15 protein-coding genes are annotated in these 19,952 nt (G+C 72.0%); 14 read left to right on the top strand and 1 reads right to left on the bottom strand.

Annotation, left to right across the window (positions count from 1 at the left end; all coding sequences use genetic code 11):
* The first annotated feature begins 34 nt into the window (after positions 1–34).
* The 13 genes from AC24HA_RS16130 (at position 35) to AC24HA_RS16070 (ending at position 17,268) form a co-directional block, all read left to right on the top strand.
* A complete protein-coding gene (locus AC24HA_RS16130) occupies positions 35–952 on the top strand; it encodes a nucleoside hydrolase (RefSeq protein ID WP_425709966.1) in 918 nt (305 codons plus the stop codon).
* Between the two features lie 123 nt (positions 953–1,075).
* Entirely contained in the window at positions 1,076–1,825 is a 750-nt protein-coding gene (locus tag AC24HA_RS16125) for an MBL fold metallo-hydrolase (protein ID WP_425709967.1), read from the top strand.
* Positions 1,826–1,945: 120 nt separating this feature from the next.
* Positions 1,946–2,923, top strand: coding sequence for a phosphoglycerate dehydrogenase (locus AC24HA_RS16120; RefSeq protein WP_425709968.1), 978 nt, complete (start codon positions 1,946–1,948; stop codon positions 2,921–2,923).
* Positions 2,924–2,933: 10 nt separating this feature from the next.
* Positions 2,934–3,731 carry a hydroxypyruvate isomerase family protein gene (locus AC24HA_RS16115; protein ID WP_463647816.1) on the top strand — a complete coding sequence of 266 codons (798 nt, stop codon included), beginning with the start codon at positions 2,934–2,936 and terminating at the stop codon, positions 3,729–3,731.
* Positions 3,728–5,776: a 3-oxo-tetronate kinase gene (gene otnK, locus AC24HA_RS16110; protein ID WP_425709970.1), complete on the top strand. Its 2,049-nt coding sequence runs from the start codon at positions 3,728–3,730 to the stop codon at positions 5,774–5,776. The genes AC24HA_RS16115 and otnK overlap by 4 nt, the downstream gene beginning before the upstream one ends.
* Complete coding sequence (locus AC24HA_RS16105) at positions 5,769–6,437, top strand: class II aldolase/adducin family protein (RefSeq protein ID WP_425709971.1); 669 nt, start codon at positions 5,769–5,771, stop codon at positions 6,435–6,437. The genes otnK and AC24HA_RS16105 overlap by 8 nt, the downstream gene beginning before the upstream one ends.
* A 4-nt stretch (positions 6,438–6,441) precedes the next feature.
* The gene (locus AC24HA_RS16100; RefSeq protein ID WP_425709972.1) at positions 6,442–7,161 is read left to right on the top strand and encodes a substrate-binding domain-containing protein; all 720 of its coding nucleotides are present in this window, start codon (positions 6,442–6,444) and stop codon (positions 7,159–7,161) included.
* Positions 7,162–7,286: 125 nt separating this feature from the next.
* Complete coding sequence (locus AC24HA_RS16095) at positions 7,287–8,036, top strand: NAD-dependent epimerase/dehydratase family protein (RefSeq protein ID WP_487563545.1); 750 nt, start codon at positions 7,287–7,289, stop codon at positions 8,034–8,036.
* Between the two features lie 53 nt (positions 8,037–8,089).
* On the top strand, positions 8,090–8,764 hold the full coding sequence (locus tag AC24HA_RS16090; RefSeq protein WP_425709973.1) for a GntR family transcriptional regulator: 675 nt from the start codon (positions 8,090–8,092) through the stop codon (positions 8,762–8,764).
* 455 nt (positions 8,765–9,219) lie between these two features.
* The gene (purL, locus tag AC24HA_RS16085; protein WP_425709974.1) at positions 9,220–11,577 is read left to right on the top strand and encodes a phosphoribosylformylglycinamidine synthase subunit PurL; all 2,358 of its coding nucleotides are present in this window, start codon (positions 9,220–9,222) and stop codon (positions 11,575–11,577) included.
* Positions 11,578–11,874: 297 nt separating this feature from the next.
* Entirely contained in the window at positions 11,875–13,209 is a 1,335-nt protein-coding gene (gdhA, locus tag AC24HA_RS16080; protein ID WP_425709975.1) for an NADP-specific glutamate dehydrogenase, read from the top strand.
* Positions 13,210–13,424: 215 nt separating this feature from the next.
* Positions 13,425–14,291 carry a DsbA family protein gene (locus tag AC24HA_RS16075; RefSeq protein WP_425709976.1) on the top strand — a complete coding sequence of 289 codons (867 nt, stop codon included), beginning with the start codon at positions 13,425–13,427 and terminating at the stop codon, positions 14,289–14,291.
* A 418-nt stretch (positions 14,292–14,709) separates the two neighbouring features.
* Complete coding sequence (locus AC24HA_RS16070) at positions 14,710–17,268, top strand: bifunctional metallophosphatase/5'-nucleotidase (protein ID WP_487563544.1); 2,559 nt, start codon at positions 14,710–14,712, stop codon at positions 17,266–17,268.
* A gap of 376 nt (positions 17,269–17,644) precedes the next feature.
* Here the strand turns inward: AC24HA_RS16070 and AC24HA_RS16065 are convergent, their stop codons facing one another.
* A complete protein-coding gene (locus tag AC24HA_RS16065; protein WP_425709978.1) occupies positions 17,645–18,343 on the bottom strand; it encodes a TetR/AcrR family transcriptional regulator in 699 nt (232 codons plus the stop codon).
* A gap of 137 nt (positions 18,344–18,480) precedes the next feature.
* Between AC24HA_RS16065 and AC24HA_RS16060 the strand changes: the two genes are divergently transcribed.
* Positions 18,481–19,818: an MFS transporter gene (locus AC24HA_RS16060; protein WP_425709979.1), complete on the top strand. Its 1,338-nt coding sequence runs from the start codon at positions 18,481–18,483 to the stop codon at positions 19,816–19,818.
* Positions 19,819–19,952: the final 134 nt, after the last annotated feature.

The following is a 19,952-nucleotide window of genomic DNA, read 5'->3' as shown; positions in this document are numbered from 1 at the left end:
AGTCAACGTCCATGAACGACCTGAGAGGTGAGAGATGCTCATCGTAGATACCGACCCGGGGATCGACGACACCGTCGCGATCATGACGCTGCTCGCTGCGGGCACGAAGGTCGATGCCTTCGTCAGCGTGTACGGCAACGTCCCGGAGAGCCTGACGACCGCGAACATGCAGCGTGTCCTCGACCTGGCCGGCGAGACCACGGCCGCACGCTTCCGCGGAGCGACGGCGCCGATGTTCGGGGACCCGGTCACGGCGTACCACGTCCACGGCAACGACGGCCTCGGCGGCGCGCTCGAGCACACCGCGACGCCCTCGCTCGACCCCGTCGACTACCCCGCTCTCATCCGCTCGGCGACCGACCCGGTGACGATCGTCGCCCTCGGGCCCCTGACGAACGTCGCGCGAGCCATCGTCGCGGCGCCGGATGTCGTCGACCGGATCGAGCGCATCGTGCTCATGGGCGGTGCGGTACTGACCTGGGGCAACACGACTCCGGCGGCGACGTTCAACCTGGTCAACGACCCGTTCGCGGCGGCGTTGGTCTACGACTCCGGCATTCCGCTGGTCCAGGCCGGGCTCGACGTGTGTCGAAAGGCGGGCGTGCCCGGTTCGCGCCTGATGGAGTTCCGAGACTCGACGACGGAGACCGGGCAGTTCCTCTGGCGGATGTTCAACGGGCACCACATGGTCGACAAGGAGCGCGGGCTGCAGGACGACTCGAGCCTGTGGTTCAACGACGGCCCCGCGATCGCGTACCTGCTCAGGCCCGAGCTGTTCGCGACGAGCCGCCTGCCCATGATGGTCGAGTCCGAGGGGCGCTTCGCCCGCGGGGCCACGTTCGCGGACTTCGAGGGCGTCACAGGGCGTGCGCCCAACGCCGAGCTTCTCCTCGAGATCGACACCGAGGGGTACATCGACCTCGTGACCTCGATGCTCGCGACCTACCGATGAGGTGCGGCCCGGTGGACTCCGGCGTTGCAGCCGAGGGTCCGACGGCGGGGACGACGACGCGCACCGTCCGTCCGGCTGCCGCCCTCGTGGCGGGGGGATCCAACAGGACGAGAGGAGGCTGCCATGTATGACCTCGAACCGGTCGTCGACGGATTCCCCGGCAAGTCCTCGACCCACGGCGCCGTCGGGTGGAGCAGCGTCCACCTGCTCCGCGGCGAGGGGCGGGTGGTGCTCGTCGAGACCGGGCCACCGGCCTACGCGCCGCTGCTCGCGGCCGGGCTGGAGCGCCTGGGCCTCGGACCGGGCGACGTGACCGACGTCCTCCTCACCCACTCGCACTGGGACCACCTGGCGAACTTCCCGACCTTCGAATCGGCACGCGTGTGGATCGGCGGTCGCGAGCTCGCCTGGGCGGAGGGCCTTCCGGTCGGCACACCGCACCAGTCGAGCCTCCACGTCGCCGCGCTAACCGTGCGGCGGGGCGGCCTCGGTCTGGTCTCCGACGGCGATGAGGCGTGCGCCGGCATCGAGGTCCTCGACGTGCCGGGCCACACCCCGGGACACGTCGCCTTCTGCGTCGAGACGGGCGGCGGACCGGTGATCTTCGCCGGCGACTCCGTGAAGAACGTCTATGAGCTCACCACCGGTGAGGTCGACATGACGCTCGACGCCGAGGCGAGCCGGGCCAGCATCGAACGGCTGCGGTCCCGGATGACAGACAACGACGCGACCTTGGTCCCCGGCCACGACGTGCCGCTCCGCCTCGAGGGAGGACGCGTCGTCCGCGTACGGCCGCAAGGGGCCCAGGTGACGTTCTTCGCCTCGGCTGCGGGGCCGGAGGACCGATCGATCTCGGACCTGCCGGACGGATGACCGCGTGGCCCGCGGACCGCCCGACCGGGCGTCCGGCAGGCCGTCCGCAGGCGCGGCCGCGCCCCACGCACACGAACCTCGACCGCCAGTCGGTCGCACGATCACACAGCAGGAGAAGACATGCCACACCGTCGCGTACTGATCACCACGGGCTATCTCGGGCCGGGCGACGAGATCGACGCGATGCTCACCACGGCCGGGTGCGAGGTGAGCTACTCGAGGCCGCAGGACCGCACTGACGACGCGCACCTGACGAGCGCGCTCGCGCAGGCCGACGCGCTGATCGCCGGCACCGACCCGTACGGGGCGGACCTCATCGCCGCGGCACCGTCGCTGGGGGTCATCGCGCGGACGGGAGCGGGCTACGACAACATCGACCTCGCTGCCGCCGGAGAGCGCGGAATCGTGGTGTGCTGCACGCCCGGCGCCAACAGCCGGTCTGTCGCCGAGCTCGCGATCGGGCTCGTCCTGGCGTGCGCGCGCAACATCGTCTCGTCCGCCGCGCAGGTACGGGACGGCCGGTGGGTCCAGGCCAGCGGACGACAGCTCTCCGGCTCGACGCTCGGTATCGTCGGGTTCGGTGGCATCGGGCAGGAGGTCGCCTCTCTGGCGCGCGCCTTCGGCATGCGGGTGCTCGTCCACGACCCGGTGGTGGACGAGTCGCGTGCCGCCGAGCTCGGCGTCGAGCCGCGGGACCTGGCGGAGCTCCTCGCCGAGTCCGACTTCGTCACCCTGCACCTCGGCCTGTCGCCTGCCACGCGGCACCTGATCGACGCCGATGCGCTCGCGCTGATGCGGCCGGACGCCTACCTCATCAACACCGCGCGCGGCGGCATTGTCGACGAGCGTGCGCTCGCGGGCGCCCTGGAGCGCGGCGAGCTGGCGGGGGCGGCGCTCGACGTGCTCGAGACCGAGCCCATGGCGCCGGACGACCCCCTGCGCGGCGCCCCCAACCTCGTGGTCGTCCCGCACGTCGCCGGCGCCACGACCCAGGCTCGCCGCCGGTCCGGGGAGATGGCCGCCGCGCAGGTGATCGCGCATCTCGACGGGCTCCCCGTCGAGCACGAGGTCGCCGTCCCCGCCCCTCCGACGGAATGAAAGCGGGCCGATGATGACCAACGCACACGAGCCGCGGTTCGCCGCCAACCTCAAGTGGCTCTTCACGGAGGACCCTCTCGAGGGCAGGTTCGCCGCCGCCGCGGACGAAGGTTTCGCGGGCGTCGAGCTCCCGGCTCCTGGGGGCCTGACGGCCGCGAGGACCGCCCGGCTGCTCGAGGAGAACGGGCTCGAGGCCGTCCTCCTCAACGTCGCGCAGGGCCCCTCGGGCTCACCCACCGCGGGCGGCGCCGCGTGCCTCCCGGACCACGTCGACACCTTCCGAGACCTGGTCGACGAGGGGCTGGACTTCGCCGGTGAGATCGGCTGCCGCACGGTGCACGTCGTGGGCGGTCGCATCCCGGACGGTGTCTCCCGCGACGACGCGTTCGCCCGGTACGTGCACAACATCGGCTGGGCCGCCGCGCGCGCCGAGGGGACCGGCCTGCGCATCGTGCTCGAGATGCAGAACCAGCGCGACGCACCGGGATTCGTCCTCGGGTCCCAGGCCATGGCAGCGGCCGTCGCGAAGGCCGTCGGCGGCCCGGTCGGCCTGCTCTTCGACGTCTTCCACACCCAGGTCGCCGAGGGCGACGTGACGAGGACCTTCGACGCCGTACGACCGCTCGTGCAGCACATCCAGATCGGAGACGGGCCGGGGCGGACGGAGCCCGGTACCGGGGAGCTCGACTGGCACTACGTCGTCGAGCACGTCCGGGCGTCCGGCTACACAGGATGGTTCGGGTGCGAGTTCATCCCGGCGGGAACGTCCGCCGGTGTCCTGCAGCGACTCAAGGAGGCGGTCCGATGACACGCGACGAACGCACGGTGGCACTCATCAGCGCGACACCGGTGGCGATCCCGCCCGCGACCGACGCGCTCGCCGAGGCACTGCCCGACGCGACGGTCTGGAACCTGCTCGACGACCGGCTGCTCGCCGACGCCGCAGACGCCGGTGAGCTGACCGAGCCGCTCCGGGAGCGCATGGTCAGGCTTATCGCGCACGCCGTCGACGGCGGCGCCGACGCCGTGCTGCTCACCTGCTCGATGTACGGCACGGTGGCCGAGGGGACCGTCGCGGACATCCCGGTGCTCGCCCCGGACGGTCCGGCCTTCGAGGAGGCCGCGACCGGCGGGTACGGCACCGTGCTGGTGGTCGCCTCCCTGGAGTCGGCGCTCGCCGACTCCGTGCAGCGGTTCACCGAGGCGGTGTCCGACGCCGGCACCGAGGTCGACGTGCGCGGCCTCGCAGTGCCCGCCGCCCTCGCGGCGGCCAAGGCCGACGACCCGTCCGCGCTGGCGACGGTGCTGATCGACGCGTGCCGGCCGTTCGTCGACGGCGAGGCCGGCGTGGACGCCGTCCTGCTCGCGCAGTACTCGCTCTCACCGGCGCAGGCCCAGCTCGCCGAGGCGCTCGGGGTCACCGTGATCTCCGGCCCGAGCAGCGCGGCCGCGACCCTGCGGGACGCGCTCGCCGGGCTCTCCGCCTCCGGGCTCTCCGCGGACGAGCCCGGGGCACGCTCGGCGGACGCCCGGGGAGGACCCGCCGAGGACAGGCTCGACACCCGCTCCACGGACGCGCCGCTGGGCGCGATCGCCGACGACTACACCGGCGGCACCGACCTCGCTCTGGCCTGGCGTCGTGCGGGGCTGCGGACCCTGCTCTTCTTCGGACCGCCGCCGCGGAACATCGACCTGCCGGAGCACGACGCGATCGTCGTCGCGCTGAAGTCCCGGACGGCGCCGGTCTTCGAGGCGGTGGAGGAGAGCCTCCGGGCGGGCGAGTGGCTCCGGGCCCAAGGAGCGCGGCAGCTCTACCTCAAGTACTGCTCCACGTTCGACTCCACCCCGCAGGGCAACATCGGCCCCGTCCTCGACGCGCTCGCGGACGCCGTGGGGGCAGGTGTCGTCGTCACCACGCCCAGCTCGCCCGAGCACGCCCGCACGGTCTACGCGGGGCAGCTCTTCGTCGACGACGTCCTGCTCGCCGAGACGCACATGGCGAACCATCCGCTCACGCCGATGACGGACTCCTACCTCCCCCGCGTCCTGCAGGCGCAGAGCGGGCGGTCGGTGGGTACGCTCCCGCTCGCGACGATCCGCCAGGGCACACCGGCGGTCCGCGCCGCGATCACCGAGCCGGCTGGCGGCGGGTCGAGGCATGTCCTGGCCGACGCCGTCGAGGCCCATGACCTCCGCGTCCTCGCGGAGTCCGTCGCCGACCAGCCGCTCGTCGCCGGTGCGGCCGGCCTCGGCGGTGCGATGGCCGAGCTCCGGACCGCCGCCACGTCCTCCGACGAGGCGACGGCGCCGGACCCTGTCGGCGACGGACGGGCCGCGGTCCTGGCCGGCAGCTGCTCCGCGCGGACCCTAGCGCAGATCGCCGATCTGCAGCGCCGCGGTCACCCGACCTACCGGGTCGACGCCCTCACGGCGGACGACCCGGCGGTGCTGGCGGACGGCGCGCTGGCCTGGGCGGACGCCCTTCCCGATGGCCCGGCACCACTCATCTACACGTCACTGCCCGCGGATGAGCTCCGCGAGGTGCAGTCGCGGCTCGGCACCGCGGAGTCGGCCGCGCTCCTCGAGGGTGCGCTGTCCCGCATCGCCGTCGGACTGGTGGACCGCGGGGTCCGGCGACTCGTCTCGGCCGGCGGAGAGACGTCCGGGGCGATCGTCCACGCGCTCGAGGTCGCGGGCGCCGCCGTCGGGGGCGAGGTCTCGACCGGGGTGCCGTGGATCTACGCGATCGGCGCCGAACCACTCGCGCTGCTCCTGAAGTCCGGGAACTTCGGCGATGTCGCGATGTTCTCCCGCGCGGTGGACGTCGACCAGGGATGGGGCACGCATGAGTAGCCGCACGGTGAGCGAGGGCAGCGAGGACGAGGCGCGCGACGAGGTGGTCGCGGCCGCTCGTGCCGTGGCCGCCCGCGGGCTCAGCCACGGCAGCACGGGCAACGTGTCCGTCCGTCACGGGGAGCGGATCATCGTCACCCCGACCCGCAGCAGCCTCTCGACGGTGGAGGCCTCAGAGCTCGCCGTCGTCGATCTCGACGGGCGACCGCTCACGGATGCGCGCCCCTCCAAGGAGGCGTTCCTCCACGCCGCCGTCTATCGAGGCCGTCCCACGGCGGGAGCGGTGGTCCACACGCACTCGCTCCACGCGACGGCGGTCTCCTGCCTCGGCGGGCTGGACCCCGACGACGCGATGGCGCCGTTGACTGCGTACTACGCGATGCGCGTCGTGGCGCTGCCGCTGGTCGACTACTTCGCCCCGGGCGACGAGCGTCTGGCCGATCGTGCGGGTGAGGTCGCGCGCGGCGACGCGTGCATGCTGCTGCGCAACCACGGTCCGGTCGTCGCGGCGGACCGTGCGCTCGCTGCCGTCGACGTCGCCGAGGAGATCGAGCACATGGCCCGGATCGTCCTGCTCGTCGGCGCTCGCGAGACGTCGCCACTGACGCAGGACGAACGGGAGCGCCTGTATGCGAACAACCAACGTGGAGAGAGGACGTAACACCGTGGAATCGACGCAGGTGACGCTGTTCAGCGGGCTCGCGGTCCGCGACATCCTTGAGGACACCGTCCTTCCGGCCTTCACCCGGGCCAGCGGCCACGAGGTCGCCCCCACCTACGAGCCGACGAAGGTGCTCACCGGCCTCATCGCCGACGGCGAGCGGCCCGACCTGGTGCTCGGCGTGGGCGGTGCGCTCGAGAAGCTGGCGGCCGACGGGATCCTCGACCGGCCCGGCCTGACCCCGCTCGTGCGGTCCGGGATCGGTGTGGCGACCGCACCGGGTGCCCAGCCCCCCGAGGTGGGGACGATCGACGAGCTCGTGACTGCCATCCGCTCGGCACGATCGGTCGCCTACTCGCGCACGGGCGCGAGCGGCGAGCACTTCGCCGCCCTGCTCGACCGGTTCGGGATCGCCGACGAGGTCAACGCGACCGCCACGGTCGTGGAGAAGGGGTTTACGGCAGAGGCGCTGTACGACGGGCGGGCCGACCTCGCCGTCCAGCAGGTCATCGAGCTGGCCTCGGTCGGCGGCGGCCACCAGATCCGCCCGCTGCCGACGGACGCCCAGCATCATGTCGACCTGTGGCTCGGGCATGCACCGAACGCGTCGGTGCCCGCCCGCGCGCTGTACGACTTCCTCGTCTCGACGGTGGCCGCGGACGCCTACCGGGCGGCCGGACTCGAGGTGTCCGTACCCGGCGGCGGCACCGTTCCGATGTCGTGAACCACGGGATGGCCCGGCCCATCCGTCCGGACCTCCCGCTCACGTCAGCACTCGACCAACCCCCTGACCCGCCGAATCGCGAGGACTCAATGACTGCATTACTTCTCACCGGAGCATCGGGCCGGATGGCCGCTGCACTTCGCCCCGCGCTCCGAGAACTCTACGACGAGGTTCGACTCTTCTCTCGGTCCGAGATCGATGACGTGGCCGACGGCGAGACGCTCGTGCGAGGCACGCTGGAGGACCTGGCGGCGCTCAGGCAGGCGTCCGCCGGAGTGGACGCGGTGGTCCATCTCGGTGGTCGCGCGGACGAGGCCGAGTTCGCCGCCATCCTCTCCGCGAACATCCTCGGTACGTACAATGTGTTCGAGGCCGCACATGAATCTGGGGTCGGACGCGTGGTGTACGCGAGCTCCCACCACGTCACGGGATTTCATTCCGCCGACGAGATGGTCAGCGTCGACTCGGACGTCCGGCCGGACACCTACTACGGCGTGAGCAAGGTGTTCGGGGAGGCGATCGGGCGGCTGTACCACGACAAGTGGGGGCTCGAGGTGGTGTGCCTCCGTATCGGTGTCTGCCGCGCGGAGCCGGAGAACTCCGACCAGCTCCGCACGTGGTTGAGCGTGCCGGACAGTGTTCGCTTGGTCCGGGCAGCACTGAGCCACGACCTTCCGGGTGGTTTCGCCACCGTGTACGGGGTCTCGGACAATTCCACTCGATTCTGGGACGCGTCCGGCGGTGAGACGATCGGATTCATGCCCGAGGACAGCGCCGACGAATTCGCTGACAGGTTCGGTGGTCATCAGGAATTCTCCACCGCCCATCAGGGTGCAGCATTCACAGCGCCCGATTATCGTGGGGGGATATGGTGACAGGCCGGATCGAAGACGCCCGGGTGCCGCCGTCGCGACGGCGGTCGACCCGCGTGCCTCTCGCGGACAAGGTGCACGACATCCTGCTCGTGCAGTTCATGAACGGCATGCGACCTCCGGGGCAGCGGCTCAACATCGAGAAGCTCTCGCGCGAGCTCGACCTCAGCCCGACCCCGGTGCGGGAGGCGCTCGCGCGCCTGGAGCACACGGGTTTCGTCCGTCGGGAGGCGCTGCGCGGGTACGAGGTGGCCCCGCTGCTCACTCCCAAGGAGATCGTTCAGCTGATGGACGCGAGGCTCCTCATCGAGCCGACGCTCGCCGCAGAGGCCACCCCCCGCAGCACCCCGGAGTTCCTCGCCGAGCTGGACGAGACGATCGCGGTGATGGAGCGGGTGGGGGCGGTGGCCGACGGCGAGGCGCTCCGCCAGTGCTGGCTCGCCGACGAGGCCTTCCATGCGCTCATCAGCAAGCAGGCGGGCAACCCGTTCACCGAGCGCGCCTACCAGGCGCTGGGCGGACAGCTTCAGAGGTTCCGGCTGATCGGAGAGGCGGGTGTGTCGCACGCGCACCGGGCGGCCCGGGAGCACCGGCGGCTCTTCGAGGCGCTCAGCGCGGCCGATGCCGAGCAGGCGGCGAACCGGATGCGGGAGCACATCGAGAGCGCGAAGAACCGCACCCTCGACGACGAGCGGGCTGCCCAGGATGCGAAGCAGGCCGCGCGCGACTGACGTTCGCCCGATGGGATCGAGACGAAGCCGGCGGCCGTCGTCGGACATGGACGGACCGCGCCCGATGACGACGGCTAGTCCTAGCGCTCAGTCAGTCAGGTAACCACCGAGGCAGTGCCCCGCGTCGATTGACTCGGTGGTTACGTGACTGGCTCGGCGCTCGTGCTGCGCGGTGGGAGACATCTGACCGCGCGGGAGGGGGCGCACGGGACCCGGGTAATGGCGGCGGAGCTCGCTGCAGGCAGCCGTTCGGACCCCTGGGCAGCCGCGCCGACCTCTCGGCAGCCGCGCCGACCCTCTCGGCGGCCCGTGGCGCGGACGGGATCGGGCCCCGCCGGACGCCCCGGGTAGATTCGGCACCAGCCCAGCCACCGGTGGCGCCTGCGCCCGCACGAGCGGCGCGCAGCCACCGGTCCGACCACCAGCCCAGCCCGCGAGTCCGTGAGGTCGCCCGCATGTCCGCAGATTCACCAGCATCCGACGCCGCGCCGAGCGCCCCGCAGCACGACGCAGCGCCGAGCGCCCCGCGCCCCGACGAGACCGTCGACGACGCCGCCGCGACCCCCGACACCCCGATGCCCTACGCGGAGCTCGGCCTCACGGCCGACGAGTACGCCCGCATCACCGACCTCCTCGGCCGCCGCCCCACCTCGGCCGAGCTCGCCATGTACTCCGTCATGTGGTCGGAGCACTGCAGCTACAAGTCCTCCAAGCGCCACCTGCGCCAGTTCGGCGACAAGACGACCGACGCCATGCGGCAGAACCTCCTCGTCGGCATCGGCGAGAACGCGGGCGTCGTCGACGTCGGTGACGGCTGGGCCGTCACCTTCAAGGTCGAGTCCCACAACCACCCCAGCTACGTGGAGCCGTTCCAGGGCGCGGCGACCGGCGTCGGCGGCATCGTGCGGGACATCATCGCCATGGGCGCCCGCCCGATCGCGGTGATGGACCAGCTCAGGTTCGGGGCGCCCGACCACCCGGACACGAGCCGGGTGGCGCACGGCGTCGTGGCGGGCATCAGCTCCTACGGCAACAGCCTGGGCCTGCCCAACATCGGCGGCGAGCTCGACCTCGATCCCGTATACCAGGGCAACCCGCTCGTCAACGCCTTGGCGATCGGCGTGCTGCGCCACGAGGACATCCACCTGGCCAACGCGTCCGGCGCCGGCAACAAGGTCGTCCTGTTCGGCGCGCGCACCGGCGGCGACGGCATCGGCGGCGCCTCCATCCTCGCGTCGGAGACGTTCGACGAGGGCGGCCCGGTCAAGCGCCCGTCGGTGCAGGTCGGTGATCCCTTCATGGAGAAGGTCCTCATCGAGTGCTGCCTGGAGCTGTTCGGCAAGAACCTCGTCGAGGGCATCCAGGACCTCGGCGCCGCCGGCATCTCCTGCGCCACCTCGGAGCTGGCCTCCAACGGCGACGGCGGCATGCACGTCGACCTGGAGACTGTCCTGCTGCGCGACCCCAGCCTCACTGCCGGCGAGATCCTCATGAGCGAGTCGCAGGAGCGGATGATGGCTGTCGTCGCGCCCGAGCGGCTCGAGGAGTTCCTCGCCGTCACCGAGCGCTGGGAGGTCGAGACCTCCGTCATCGGCGAGGTGACCGGCACCGGCCGCCTGACGATCGACCACCACGGGCGCCGGATCGTCGACGTCGAACCCCGCACCGTCGCCCACGACGGCCCCGTCTACGACCGCCCCTACGCCCGCCCGGCGTGGCTCGACCCGATCGTCGCGAGCTCGGCGGCCGACCTCGAGCGACCCACCGACCCGGAGCGGCTCGCTGCCCAGATCCGAGAGGTCGCCTCCGACCCCAACCAGGCGCACAAGGGCTGGGTCACCGACCAGTACGACCGGTTCGTCCAGGGCCGCACGGCCCTCGCCCAGCCCGACGACGCCGGCGTCCTGCGCATCGACGAGGACACCGACCGCGGGGTGGCGCTGGCGACCGACGCCAACCACCGATACGCCTTCCTCGACCCGCGCGCCGGCGCCGCCCAGGCGCTCGTCGAGGCGGCGCGCAACGTCGCGACCGTCGGCGCCCGCCCGCTCGCGGTCACCGACTGCCTCAATCTCGGCAACCCCGAGGACCCGGGCGCGATGTGGCAGCTCGTCGAGACGATCACCGGGCTCGCGGACGCCTGCCAGGAGTACGGCATCCCCGTCACCGGCGGCAACGTCTCGCTCTACAACTCCACGGGCGAGCCGGGCACGGCGTCGTCGTCGATCCATCCCACCCCGGTGGTGGGCGTGCTGGGACTGCACGACGACGTCACCCGCGCCACGCCGTCGGGCTGGCGGGGTGCGGGGGAGACGATCGTCCTGCTCGGCGCCACCGCGCTCGAGCTCGACGGGTCCGCCTGGGCGCAGACCGTGCACGGCCACCTGGGCGGGACGCCGCCGCGCGTCGACGTCGCGCAGGAGAAGGCGCTGGTGGAGACCCTGCTCGCGATCCACGGCGAGCGGCTCGCCACGGCCGCCCACGACCTCGCCACCGGCGGGCTGGCCCAGGCGCTCGTCGACGCGACCACGAGGTACGGCGTCGGGGCCGAGATCGATCTCACGGGCGTGACCGACCGGGACGGCATCGACCTTCCGACGGCGCTGTTCAGCGAGACGCAGGCCCGGACGATCGTGGCCTGCGCGCCGGCGGACGTCGACCGCATCACGGCGCTGGCCGCCGCCCAGGGCGTACCCTGCGCGACGATCGGTTCCACCGGCGGCGGGTCCCTCGCCGTCGGGGGCGTGACCGGGATCGACGTGGCCGCGCTCGCCGAGGCGTCGGCCGCGGTGCTGCCCGCACTGTGGGACTGAGCACGGTCCCGGGCCTGAAACGAGGATCGTGTGGCGGACCGAGACGAACATTTGGCACGATCCTGAGACAATTGTGAGCAGTGCCGGGTGCGTCCCGGGCCGCCGCGGTCGACGCGGGGCGTCATGCCCCGTGCGCCGCGCCGGTGAGGCCGCGGGCGACCTTGCCCCGCGCACCGGGCGGGCCCGGCCCGCCACGCACGACCGCACCATCCATGACCGCACCACGCGCGAGCACCCCTCGGGCGAGAACCAAGGACCATCCGCCCGGCGTGAGCCGGGCCCGACGTCAGGAGCCGCATGATCGACGAGCTGCAGGCGGTGTACGACGAGGTCGTCACCCGCGACCCGGGCCAGCCCGAGTTCCACCAGGCCGTGCACGAGGTGCTCGGCACGATCGGCGACGTGGCGCTCAAGCCGAAGTACGAGGGGCAGGCGATCCTGCGCCGCCTCATCGAGCCGGACCGCCAGATCATGTTCCGCGTCCCCTGGGTCGACGACGCCGGCCGGACGCAGGTCAACCGCGGCTACCGCGTGGAGTTCTCCTCCGCGCTGGGCCCGTACAAGGGCGGCCTGCGGTTCCACCCGTCGGTCAACCTCGGCGTCATCAAGTTCCTCGGCTTCGAGCAGATCTTCAAGAACGCGCTCACCGGTCAGGGCATCGGCGGCGGCAAGGGCGGCTCGGACTTCGACCCGCACGGGAAGTCCGACGGCGAGGTCATGCGCTTCTGCCAGTCCTTCATGACCGAGCTCTACCGCCACATCGGCGAGTACACCGACGTCCCCGCCGGCGACATCGGCGTGGGCGGCCGCGAGATCGGCTACATGTTCGGCCAGTACAAGCGCATCACCAACCGCTTCGAGGCCGGCGTGCTCACCGGCAAGGGCACCGGCTGGGGCGGCTCGTTCGGCCGCACCGAGGCCACCGGCTACGGCACGGTCTTCTTCACCGACCGCATGCTGCGCCGCGCGGGCAAGCAGCTCGACGGGCAGCGCGTCGTGGTCTCCGGCTCCGGCAACGTGGCGATCTACGCGATCCAGAAGGCCCAGCAGCTGGGCGCGCACGTGGTGGCGTTCTCCGACTCCTCGGGCTACGTGCTCGACGAGCAGGGGGTCGACGTCGAGCTGCTGAGCGAGATCAAGGAGGTCCGGCGCGGCCGCGTGTCGGACTACGTCGAGGCCCGTCCCGGGGCGGAGCTGCGGACCGAGGGCTCGGTGTGGGACGTGCCGTGCACGATCGCGCTGCCCTGCGCCACGCAGAACGAGCTCGACGAGCACCACGCCCGCACCCTCGTCGACAACGGGGTCATCGCCGTGGCCGAGGGCGCGAACATGCCCACGACGCCGGAGGCCGTCGAGGTCTTCCAGGCCGCCGGGACGGCGTTCGGTCCGGGCAAGGCCGCGAACGCGGGCGGGGTCGCGACGTCGGCGCTGGAGATGCAGCAGAACGCCTCGCGCGAGCAGTGGGGCTTCGACAAGACCGTCGCCAAGCTCGAGGTCGTCATGACGCACATCCACGACACCGTGGCGCGGACCGCCGAGATCCACAACGCGCCCGGCAACTACGTCCTGGGTGCGAACGTGGCCGGCTACGCCAAGGTGGCAGACGCGCTGCTCGCGCACGGGGTGGTCTGACGGGACAGGGCCGGTTGGCGTTCCGCGGTCGGCCGGCGGCTCCCCGACGTCGTCGAGCGTGCGGTTCGGAGTGGGCGAGTGTGCGGTGTCACGGCGTCGAGCGTGCGGTTCACCCCGTGCGGACCGCACACTGGAGGGTCGAGAACCGCACGCCCGAGGGGCGCGAACCGCACACTCGATGACTGGGAGGGCCGCTCGTGACAACCGGAGGAAACATGTCCCGAACCGCTCGTCCGGCGCTCGCCGCCGGAGTCCTCGGCGCCGCGCTCGCGCTCGCCTCGTGCTCGTCCGATCCTGAGGACCCCGCGGCCACCGAGTCCGGCACCGAGCAGGACGCGCCCGACGAGGACGAGGACGCCCGGGCCGAGACGGAGGCCCAGGAGCGTGCGGACGAGGACCAGGAGCGTGCGGAGGAGTCCCGGGAGCGCGCGGAGGAGGCCGCCGCCGTGCTCGAGGACGTGCCGACCACGGACGTCGACGTCGTCGCGGAGGATCCCGCGTACCCGACCGCGGTCGGCGAGGCGGACGCCGAGGTGACAATGGTGGTCTTCGAGGACTACCTGTGCAGCTACTGCCAGGCGATGGCCACCCAGTCGATGCCGGAGCTGCAGGATCTGGTCGACGACGGCACGCTGCGCATCGAGTACCGCGACGTCGGCGTCCTCGCGCAGCAGTCCCTCACCCTCGCGGAGGCCGCGTGGGCCGCGGGCCAGCAGGACGGGTTCATCGAGTACCACGATGCGCTGATGGCCGAGCCGATGCAGGCCGCGCAGGTGACGACCGAGGCGCTGGTCGAGCGCGCCACAGAGGTCGGGCTCGACGCCGAGCAGTTCGCCGCGGACCTCGAGGACCCGGCCACGGCCGAGCAGATCCGGGCCAACGGTCGGCTCGCGACGGACCTGGAGCTCACCGGCACCCCGACGACGGTGGTCGGCGGGTACGTGATGGTCGGTCTGCAGGACGCCGAGACGCTGCGGCTCGCCGTCGAGGGCGTGGCGTCGGGGGGCACGCCCGGCGGTGCCGAGACCGAGAGCGGCGAGGGCGCGAGCGACGGGGCGAGCGAGGGCTCCGTCGCGAGCTGACCGGGGTAGCGGGGCCTCGGCGCGGTGAGTCAGTCAGGTATCCGCCGAGTCAATCGACGCGGGGGACTGCCTCGGCGCTTACCCAACTGCCTCGGCAACGGACTCGTCGCACCCCACTGCCTCGGCGCTTACCCCACTGCCTCGGCAACGGGCTCGTCGCACCTCGCCTCCTCCGCCCCGGCGAGGCGTCGGGCAAGGGCTGACCGGGGTCGGCACGGTGCGCATCAGCACCAGGCTCCGCACGCGAGAATCCGTGCACGCACCGGTGACCACGTGGTGAAGCCACAGGTCGGACCGACCAACCGCGGGTGAACTCTTGGTGGCCGCTCGGTGAGACCCGGGGATCGGCATGGGACCGGCGATAGCCTGGCCGCGCCCTACCCCTGTCGGCCCGACGAAAGACTGAGGTCTCCCCCATATGTCACGCCCCTCTACGGTGAGGATCACGGCCAGCGCCGGCGTCCTCGCGCTCTTCGGATCGGTCGCCGCGGCGGCCCCGGCCCTCGCGGTCGAGAACGAGGACGGCACGGTCACCATCGACCTCGCCGTCATCACCGATTTCCACGGACACATCGAGACGGCCGCCCAGGTGCAGACCGTCGTCGACGGCATCCGCGCCGAGAACGAGACAGGGACCCTGTTCCTCTCCGCCGGCGACAACATCGGCGGCTCCGCCTTCGTCTCGGCGATCGCCAACGACGAGCCGACCCTCGAGATCCTCAACGCGATGGGCCTGGACCATGCCGCCGTCGGGAACCACGAGTTCGACCAGGGCTACGCGGACCTGCGCGACCGTGTGATCCCCGCGTCGGACTTCACCCACCTCGGCGCCAACGTCGACGGCGCGCCCGAGATCGCGGACCCGGGTTACGCCATCGAGGAGATCGACGGCGTGCGGGTCGGCATCATCGGCACCGTCACCTCGGACACCCCGAACGTCGTCTCGCCGGCCGGTATCGAGGGCCTCGAGTTCCTCGACGAGGTCGAGGTCGCCAACCAGCGCGCCGCCGAGCTGTCCGACGGTGTCGACGAGGAGGGCAACGGCGAGGCCGACGTGGTCGTCGCGCTCATCCACGAGGACGCCGACATCATCGCCCCGGGCCTGTCCGAGGACATCGACGCCGCATTCGCCGGCCACTCGCACCTGGTGAAGTCCACCGAGACCGGCGCCGGTGCCCCGCTGCTGCAGCCCGGTAATTTCGGCAGCCACGTCGCCAACACCCAGCTGACGATCGACCCCGAGTCCGGCGAGATCACGGTCGACACGGCGGAGAACATCGAGATCACCGAGGAGACCGCGCGCGACGCGGACATCGAGGCGCTCTACCAGGACGCTCTGGCCGAGAGCGAGGAGCTCGGCCAGGAGCAGGTCGGCTCCGTCGTCGCGCCGTTCGACCGCGGCTCGCGCACGGGAGCACCCGACGGCACGAACCGTGGCGCGGAGTCCACGCTCGGCAACTTGCTCGGCGACGCCGCGCTGGCGTCGGCGAACGAGTTCAACCTCGGCGCCGACATCGGCGTCATCAACCCGGGCGGTATCCGCGCGGACCTCGACCCGGACGGCGACGGCGTTGTCACCTACCAGGAGGCGTTCGACGTCCAGCCCTTCGGGAACACGATCGGCGCCGTGACGATCCCGGGCTCCGACCTGCGCCTGCTCCTCGAGCAGCAGCAGCGCACCGTGACGGACTCGCACCCGTACCTGGCGCTCGGCTGGTCCGAGAACCTGGACTACGTGTGGGACCCGGAGAGCAACGAGATCCTCTCCCTGACGATCGACGGCGAGCCCGTGGCCGACGACCAGCAGGTCCGCATCGCCGGTAACACCTTCCTGCTCGCGGGCGGTGACGCGTTCACCGGGTTCACCGACAACGCGAGCAACTTCGTCGACGCCGGAGTGCAGGACGTCCAGGCGCTCAACGACTACCTGGCGGCGAACGAGGAGCTCTCCCCGACCTACGAGCAGCGCTCGATCGGCTGGACCGGTCCGACGTCGGCTGCCGCCGGCGAGACCGTCTCGGTGGACCTCTCGGGCCTGTCGTTCACGACCGAGGCGGCCGCCAAGCCATTCGAGGTCGAGGTGCTCCTCGGCGACGAGGTCGTCGGGACCGCCGACGTCGACAACACCCCGTCCGACGGTTACAACACGACCGGCACGGCGACCGTCGACATCACCATCCCTGAGGGTGCCGAGGTCGGCGAGCAGTCGCTGACCGTCAGCGCCGAGCCGACCGTCGCCGAGGTGCCCTTCGAGGTCACCGAGGGTGCCGAGCAGCCTGGTGAGCCGGTGCCGCCGTCGCCGGGTCGTGGGTTCTACCTCAACGACGGCTGGAGCATCTGGGCTGACCACGAGTTCTCCTTCGGTCGCCCGGGTGACGAGGTCCTGGTCGGTGACTGGGACGGCGACGGCGCGGACACCCTCGCGGTGCGTCGCGGGAACGCCTACTACCTGAGCAACTCGCTGTATGGCGGGGCGGCGGAGGTCGAGCTGACCTACGGCCGCGCGGACGACGCGGTGCTGGTGGGTGACTGGGACGGCGACGGCAGTGACTCGTTCGCGGTGCGCCGGGGGAACAGCTACTTCCTGTCGAACTCCCTGACCGGTGGGAACGCCGACGCGGAGCTGGACTACGGCCGCGCCGACGACACCGTGCTGGTCGGGGACTACGACGGCGACGGCATCGACACCTTCACGGTCCGTCGCGGCAACACGTACTACGTGTCCAACTCGCTGAGCACTGGTTGGGCGGAGGTCGAGCTCGACTACGGCCGTGCGTCGGACGACGTGCTGGTCGGTGACTGGGACGGCGACGCGGTCGACACCTTCGCGGTGCGCCGCGGGAACCTCTACCTGGTCTCGAACTCGCTGACGTCCACGGTGGCCGACACCGAGGTCCGCTACGGCCGGGCCGGCGACGAGGTGTTCGTCGGTGACTGGAACGGCGACGGCTCCGACACCCTGGGAGTCCGCCGCTGACACGCACCCCACGAGTGCGGGGATATTTCCTCACCAACGAGGGGATTCTTCTCCACGAGTGCGGGGAATCTTCCTCACCAGTGAGCGCCGCCCGGACCTCGGTCCGGGCGGCGCTCACTCGTTCGTCGGGCCGCGGGCACCCCCGGGGCGTGGCCTGGCCGGTGAGTCAATCGGCGAAGCGGTGAGTCAACGCCCCGGGCGACTGCCTCGACACGTACCCGATTGACTGGGCGACAGCGCGACGCCAGGATCCACTCCACGCACCCCAGCGGACCGAGCCCCGCTCTCCCGCGGGGAGGCAGTCCGTTCACTCGCCGGGAGGAAATCCCCTCACTCGCGGGGAGGCAGTCCGCTCTCCCGCGGGGAGGAAGTCCCCTCACTCGTGAGGGGGTGGTTCGAGGCGCGCGACGACGGCGTCGATCGTCGCCCGCACCACCTCGGGGTCTGGGCGGTTCGAGCGGAAGAACGCGTGCACCGTGAAGCCCTCGACCAGGGCGTCCAGCGCCTTGCGCGTCGGCTCGGCGAAGTGCAGGGCGAGGGCGTCGGAGGACATCTGCGTCCACTCGTTGCGCAGCGCCCCGACGGCCGGGTCGTGGTTGCCGTAGGCGTACAGCTCGAGCATGGCGGTGGTGTCGCGGGGCGTGGAGTACTCGTCGTCGGAGATGAGGGCGGCCAGCGCCGTGCACGCCTCCTCCTGCGACCGGGCCCCCTCCATCGCCGCGCGGAACTGGCTGGTCATCGTGCGTACGAGCTGCCGGAACGCCTCCTCGAAGATTTCCTCGAGCCCGTCGAAGTAGTAGGTCATCGACCCCAGCGGCACGCCCGCACGCTCGGCCACGGCGCGGTGCGTCGTCCCCCGCACGCCACCCTCGGCGATCGAGTCGAGGGCCGCCCGCACGATCCGCTCGCGCCGCTCGGGGTCGTTCGCCCCGCGCCTGCGCCCGCTCGCGCCGCCCGGGCCCCGTCCGGGCGCGGCTGCCTTGCTCCCTCCGCCCGCGCCTCCCGAGCCCCGTCCTGTCGCGGCCCCCGTGCCCCGTCCTGTCGCGGCCCCCGTGCCCCGTCCTGTCGCGGACATCTCATCCTCCGGTCGTCGTCGGCCGTACCCTCGTCCCGCTCGTCAGTGTACATTTGTCCGCGAAACATGTACGAACGTACACGAATGGCGAAGCGAGCACGCTGCGCGCACGCGACGAAGGTGCCCTAGGAGGTTGTATGTCCGAGGTGATCGCCCGCCACGAGTCGGGGGTCGGCCGTCGACGGCTGGCGCTGCTCGCCCTGTTCCTCCTGCCCGGCCTCGCCATTTCGTCCTGGGTGACGCGCACGCCCGCGATCCGTGACGCGATCGGTGCCTCGACGGCCGAGATGGGCCTCGTGCTGCTCGGCCTATCGGTCGGGTCGATGGTCGGCATCCTCGCGGCGGGCCCGCTGGTCACGCGGTTCGGCGGGAAGCCGGTCGTCGTGGTCGGGATGACGCTGCTCGTCCTCAGCATGCCGACGATCGGCCTCGGCTCCGCCCTCGGTGAGCAGTCCGTCATCACCGCGGGCCTCGCGCTGTTCGGCGCCGGCATGGGGTCCGGCGAGGTCGCGATGAACGTCGAGGGCGCCGCGATCGAGGAGCTGACCGGGCGCTCGTTCCTGCCCGTCATGCACGGCTGCTTCAGCCTCGGCACGGTGATCGGCGCCCTGCTCGGCATGCTCGCCACGTGGGGCGGCTTCCCGGTCGGCGTCCACCTCGTCCTCGTCGGCGCCGTCGCGCTGGTCGTCGCCCTGGCGAGCATGAGTCTCGTCCCCGGTGGTACGGGTCGGGTCGACCCCGCCACCCGGGCGCTCACCGCCGCCGGGCCGCGCGTGCGGGTCTGGAAGGACTCCCGCCTGCTGCTCATCGGGCTCGTGGTGCTCGCGATGGCGCTCGCCGAGGGCACCGCGAACGACTGGCTGCCGCTGATCATGGTCGACGGCCACGGTGTCGATCTTGCCCTCGGCTCCGCCGTCTACGCCGTGTTCGCCGCCTCGATGATGGTGGGGCGCTTCGCGGGCGGCGCGATCGTCGAGCGCATCGGGCGCCCGGTCGTGCTCGCCGGGAGCGCGATGTCCGGCGTCGTGGGTCTCGGGCTCGTCGCGTTCGTCGACAGCCAGCTGGTGGCCGGGCTCGCCGTGGTGCTGTGGGGCCTGGGCACCTCGCTCGGCTTCCCGCTCGCACTGTCCGCGGCCGGCGACTCCGGGCCGGAGCCGGCCTCGCGCGTCGCGCTCGTCTCGACGGTGGGCTACCTCGCCTTCCTCGTCGGCCCCCCGGTGCTCGGCTTCCTCGGGGAGGAGGTCGGCCTGCGCAACGCGCTGATCGTCCCGATGGTCGTCCTCGTCGGCGCCGCCTTCCTCACGCCAGCCACCGCTCGTCGCGGCGCCCCCGACGACGACGCGCCCACCTCCCGTACCCCTGGCGCCGGGGAGGGCGGCGCGCCTCGCGCGGACGGGGGCCACGGTCCCGGCACGACGACGTCGCACGCCGGCTCGGGTGAGTCCCTCGCCCCGGTCGGGGCTCGCCGGGAGTGAACCGGCTCGCCCGGAGTGTCGCGGCTCCCCGGGAGTGAGGCGGCTCGCCGGGGGTAGCCGGCGGCGGTCGGGTGCGGGGCGGGCGTGCCGCGGGGGACCGGGTTGTTCGTTCCGCGCTCCGCTGTCGATTGCGG

Source organism: Georgenia sp. Z1491 (assembly GCF_057652395.1).
Note: the sequence above shows the minus strand (reverse complement) of the source record. Positions and strands in the feature narration are given on the sequence as shown.

Excerpts from the sequence above, each read along its gene's own strand:
- AC24HA_RS16130 (WP_425709966.1), top strand. The coding sequence starts at position 35 with ATGCTCATCGTAGATACCGACCCGGGGATCGACGACACCGTCGCGATC.
- AC24HA_RS16125 (WP_425709967.1), top strand. The coding sequence starts at position 1,076 with ATGTATGACCTCGAACCGGTCGTCGACGGATTCCCCGGCAAGTCCTCG.
- AC24HA_RS16120 (WP_425709968.1), top strand. The coding sequence starts at position 1,946 with ATGCCACACCGTCGCGTACTGATCACCACGGGCTATCTCGGGCCGGGC.
- AC24HA_RS16115 (WP_463647816.1), top strand. The coding sequence starts at position 2,934 with ATGATGACCAACGCACACGAGCCGCGGTTCGCCGCCAACCTCAAGTGG.
- otnK (WP_425709970.1), top strand. The coding sequence starts at position 3,728 with ATGACACGCGACGAACGCACGGTGGCACTCATCAGCGCGACACCGGTG.
- AC24HA_RS16105 (WP_425709971.1), top strand. The coding sequence starts at position 5,769 with ATGAGTAGCCGCACGGTGAGCGAGGGCAGCGAGGACGAGGCGCGCGAC.
- AC24HA_RS16095 (WP_487563545.1), top strand. The coding sequence starts at position 7,287 with ATGGCCGCTGCACTTCGCCCCGCGCTCCGAGAACTCTACGACGAGGTT.
- purL (WP_425709974.1), top strand. The coding sequence starts at position 9,220 with ATGTCCGCAGATTCACCAGCATCCGACGCCGCGCCGAGCGCCCCGCAG.
- gdhA (WP_425709975.1), top strand. The coding sequence starts at position 11,875 with ATGATCGACGAGCTGCAGGCGGTGTACGACGAGGTCGTCACCCGCGAC.
- AC24HA_RS16075 (WP_425709976.1), top strand. The coding sequence starts at position 13,425 with ATGTCCCGAACCGCTCGTCCGGCGCTCGCCGCCGGAGTCCTCGGCGCC.
- AC24HA_RS16070 (WP_487563544.1), top strand. The coding sequence starts at position 14,710 with ATGTCACGCCCCTCTACGGTGAGGATCACGGCCAGCGCCGGCGTCCTC.
- AC24HA_RS16065 (WP_425709978.1), bottom strand. The coding sequence starts at position 18,343 with ATGTCCGCGACAGGACGGGGCACGGGGGCCGCGACAGGACGGGGCACG.
- AC24HA_RS16060 (WP_425709979.1), top strand. The coding sequence starts at position 18,481 with ATGTCCGAGGTGATCGCCCGCCACGAGTCGGGGGTCGGCCGTCGACGG.